Origin of the sequence: Candidatus Accumulibacter vicinus (genome assembly GCF_000584955.1) — a bacterium.
Taxonomy (GTDB): Bacteria; Pseudomonadota; Gammaproteobacteria; order Burkholderiales; family Rhodocyclaceae; genus Accumulibacter; species Accumulibacter vicinus.
Genome location: NZ_JDSS02000030.1, coordinates 20852 through 24654 on the forward strand (window position 1 = coordinate 20852; position 3803 = coordinate 24654).

The following is a 3803-nucleotide window of genomic DNA, read 5'->3' on the forward strand; positions in this document are numbered from 1 at the left end:
GCTGGCGGCGATCGGCGGCCTGGACGCCAGCGCAGCACGGCAGCGCTTTGCCGGCAATGGCGCGCGTTACCGGTACTGGCTGCGGGAATTCGTCGGGGATTCGGCGGATTTCATGGCCAGGCTCGACGCGCTGCTGCACAATCGGGATTACGCGGCGGCAAGGCAGGTGGTGCACGCCTTCAAGGGTCGCACCGGTACGCTCGGCATGACCGAACTCCACGATCTGGCGGCGGCACTGGAGCAGTTTCTCCGGGCCGGCGAGCCCGACCATGAAATGGATAGCAAATCTGGCAGCGCAATCCGCCAACAACTGGTACAGTCGATTGAACGGATGCGCGCCAGTCTGCAGGCAGTGCTCGGCTCCGCCAGGCCGGCCACGACGGCCGCAGCAGCACGGCCCGAAGGGCCGATGCCGCCCGCGATCGCGGCCCTGCTGCCGCTGCTGGAAGCTGCGGACGGCGGCAGCGCCGCGGCCATCGCCGCCTGCCTTGCGGAACTGCCGGATCGCGACTGGCACGCGCTGCTGCAGGCAGCGCTGGCGAAAGCGGAAGGTTTCGATTTTGAAGCGGCGAGGCAGCTCATTGCCGAAGCAATAGGGACATCGACATGAAACTGGGCTCGAAACTGCTCCTCCAGACGGTTCTGCCGGCAGTTGCTGCCGTTTCGCTGTTGCTGGCGATCGTCACCCTGGTCACCGGCAACGCCCTGCAGGAGGCCGCCGAACGTGCACTGGCAGCGGTCGTCGAAGCGCGCCGCGAAGATATTCACAATCACTTCGAACGGATGCGCGACGACATCATCGGCATGGGCAACGCCCCTGCCGTGGTCACGGCCATGCAGCAGTTTGCCGCCGCTTTCGCCGCCTGCGGTGCCAGCGCCGACACCCAGCTCCAGCAGTTGTACGACCGCGACGCAGAGCAGGCCGCCAGCCCCGCCAACAATCCCTGCCGTCGCGGCTACCAACAGGTACACGGCGAGCATGATGTGTTCTTCCGCAGGCGCCATGTTTCCTACGGCTGGCACGACATGCTGCTGGTCGACCCGCAGGGCCATGTCGTCTATTCCCTGCTCAAGGCTCACGATTTCGCAACCAACCTGTTCACCGGGCCCTGGAAGAACAGCGGCCTGGCGCGTGTGGCGGAGATTGCCCTGCGTCAGGCGGTCAGCGGCGTCCCGGCCTTTGCCGATGCCGAACTTTACGCGGCCGCGGGCAACCGGCCGGCGATGTTCCTCGCCATCCCGATCCTCGACCCCGACAACGGTCAGCCGCTAGGGGCACTGGTGGTGCAGATCGCCTTCGGACCGCTCGACCGGCACATGCACTTCAAGGCCGGACTCGGCCAGAGCGGTGAAGCCTTTGTCGTCGGCAGCGGCGGCTGGATGCTGACCAACACTTTTTTCGACCAGGAACCTTCGGTCCTCAAGCGGCAACTGCACACCGAGTCCGTCAACCGTGTGCTCGCCGGCAACGATGGCAGCGATCAGCTCATCGATTATCGCGGCCAGCCTTCGTTCATCGCCTACCGGCAGTTGCAGCCGTTTGCCGGCGCCCTCGGCGACCAGCCGCGCTGGGGCGTGATCGCCAAGATCAGCCGTGACGAAGCGCTGTCCAGTCTGTATTCGCTGCAATGGCTGATGCTCGGCAGCGGCCTGCTGATTGCCGGCGCCGCAACCGCGATGGCAGTCGTTGGCGGTCGGCGGCTGTTTCAGCCGGTACTGGCCATGCAGGCTGCACTGGTACGCCTGTCCAGAGGCGAGAAAACGGCGATTCCCGGCCTCGACCGCCAGGACGAAATCGGCGACATGGCCAAGGCCGCGGAATGTTTTCGCAAGATGTCCGAGGCGGTCGCACGCGACCGCCGGATTCACGAAAACGTCGCCGCGTTGACTGCCGCCGTCAGCCAGAGGGAAAGACTGGCCGACGTGGCCGACGTCCTCCTCGGACATCTGCGGCAGCAGCTCGATGTTCCCGTCGCGACGCTCTTTCTGCGCGACGCCGACGGCTACTACCGGCGTGCCGGCGCCCAGGGACTGGTTCGGCGCAGCCAGTCGCAGGACTGCTTCGCGCCCGGCGAATCGCTGGTCGGTCAGTGCGCCCGCGATGGCCAGGCGGTCATCCTGGCACCGGTGGGCAGCGGTCTGATGCTGATCGCCACCGGGCTGGCCGAGTTCCCGCCCGAGGAACTCGTGCTCTACCCGATCACGCATCAGGACGAGACGCTGGCGGTCGTCGAACTGGCGGCGACGCGCCGGCTGTCGCCCGACGAGCACGCTTTTCTCGCAGCCCTGGTGGGGCCGCTCGGACTGCAACTGGCGAACATCGAAGCCGCCGAGCGCAATCTCGCGCTGCTCGATGAAAGTCGCCGGCAGGCCGAGATCCTGGGCCAGCAGAAAGCCGAACTTGCCGACAAGAACAGCGCCATGCTGGCGCTGAGCGACGAAATGCGTGCCCAGTCCGACGAACTCAAGGCACAGAACCTGGCCCTGCGCGGCACCCAGGAGGAACTGCGGGTGCAGCAGGAGGAACTGGCACAGAAGAACCGCAGTCTGGAAGCGCAGGGACGACAACTCGAACTCGGCCGTAGCGAGGCCGAGGCACGGGCGCGCGAACTCACGCAGGCCAACCGTTACAAATCGCAGTTCCTGGCCAACATGTCGCATGAACTGCGCACACCGCTGAACAGCATTCTGATCCTGGCCAGGCATCTGGCCGAGAATTCGACCGGTCACCTCGATGACGATGAAGTCGAGTCGGCGAGCGTCATCCACGAGAGCGGCAACCAGCTCCTGTCGCTGATCAACGACATCCTCGACCTGTCGAAGATCGAGGCCGGCAAGGTCGAGATGCTGATCGAGGACTTCCCGGTCTCCGAGATCCTCCTTTACCTGCGCCGCCTGTTCGAGCCGCTCGCGGCAAAGAAGTCGATCGCTTTCGCCATCGAGGTCGAAGCCGCAGCGGCGCCGATCATCCGCAGTGACCGTCGCCTGCTGACCCAGGTCCTGACCAACCTGTTGTCGAACGCCGTCAAGTTCACCGATCAGGGGTCGGTGCGGCTCGTGCTGTGCACCGAGGACAGGGGGCTGCGTTTCGACATCATCGACAGCGGCATCGGCATCGCGGCCGACCAGATCGGACCCATCTTCAACGCCTTCCAGCAGGTCGATGGCGGCAGCGCACGCAAGTACGGCGGCTCCGGCCTGGGCCTGGCGATCAGCCGCCAACTCGTCGAACTGCTGGGCGGCCGGATCGATGTCGAGAGCACGCCCGAGAGTGGCAGTCGCTTCTCGGTGCACCTGCCGGATATCGTCTGCTCCGCCAGCAGTACCCCGGCGCCTGCAGCACCAGCGGTAGCCACGCGCGCGGCCACCGCCGGCCGCCACACACTGATCCTGGTCGTCGAAGACGATGGCCGGCTGGTGACGATCGTCACCCGCCTGATCGAAACGCTCGGCTACGCCGTGCTGGCGGTCGATAGCGGAGAAAAGGCGCTCGCACTGATCGCCGCCGAGCGCCCGGTCGGCGTTCTGCTCGACCTCGGCCTGCCCGACATCCCGGGCCTCGAAGTCCTGCGCCGAATGAAGTCCGACCCGGCCAGCGCCGGCATTCCCGTGTATATCATCTCCGGCACGGCCGACACCGGCGAGGCGGCGGCACTAGGCGCCGCCGGTTATATCCGCAAGCCGATCACCCGCGACGCGGTGCTGGCCGCGCTCCACGACATGCTCGAGCACTCGCAGGCGGCGGTGCCGGCCATCCCGCCCGCCGGCCAGCCGCAGGTGCTGCTGACCGAGGACGACCAGGC

At 66.4% G+C, this 3803-nt stretch carries 2 protein-coding genes; both read left to right on the forward strand.

Going from position 1 to position 3803, the window contains the following annotated elements; all coding sequences use genetic code 11:
• The coding region (locus CAPSK01_RS14115) for an Hpt domain-containing protein (RefSeq protein WP_273703721.1) at nucleotides 1–610 on the forward strand (610 nt) is incomplete at its 5' end.
• A partial coding sequence (locus CAPSK01_RS23070; RefSeq protein WP_273703722.1) for an ATP-binding protein occupies nucleotides 607–3803 on the forward strand: 3197 nt, incomplete at its 3' end. The genes CAPSK01_RS14115 and CAPSK01_RS23070, both read left to right, overlap by 4 nt.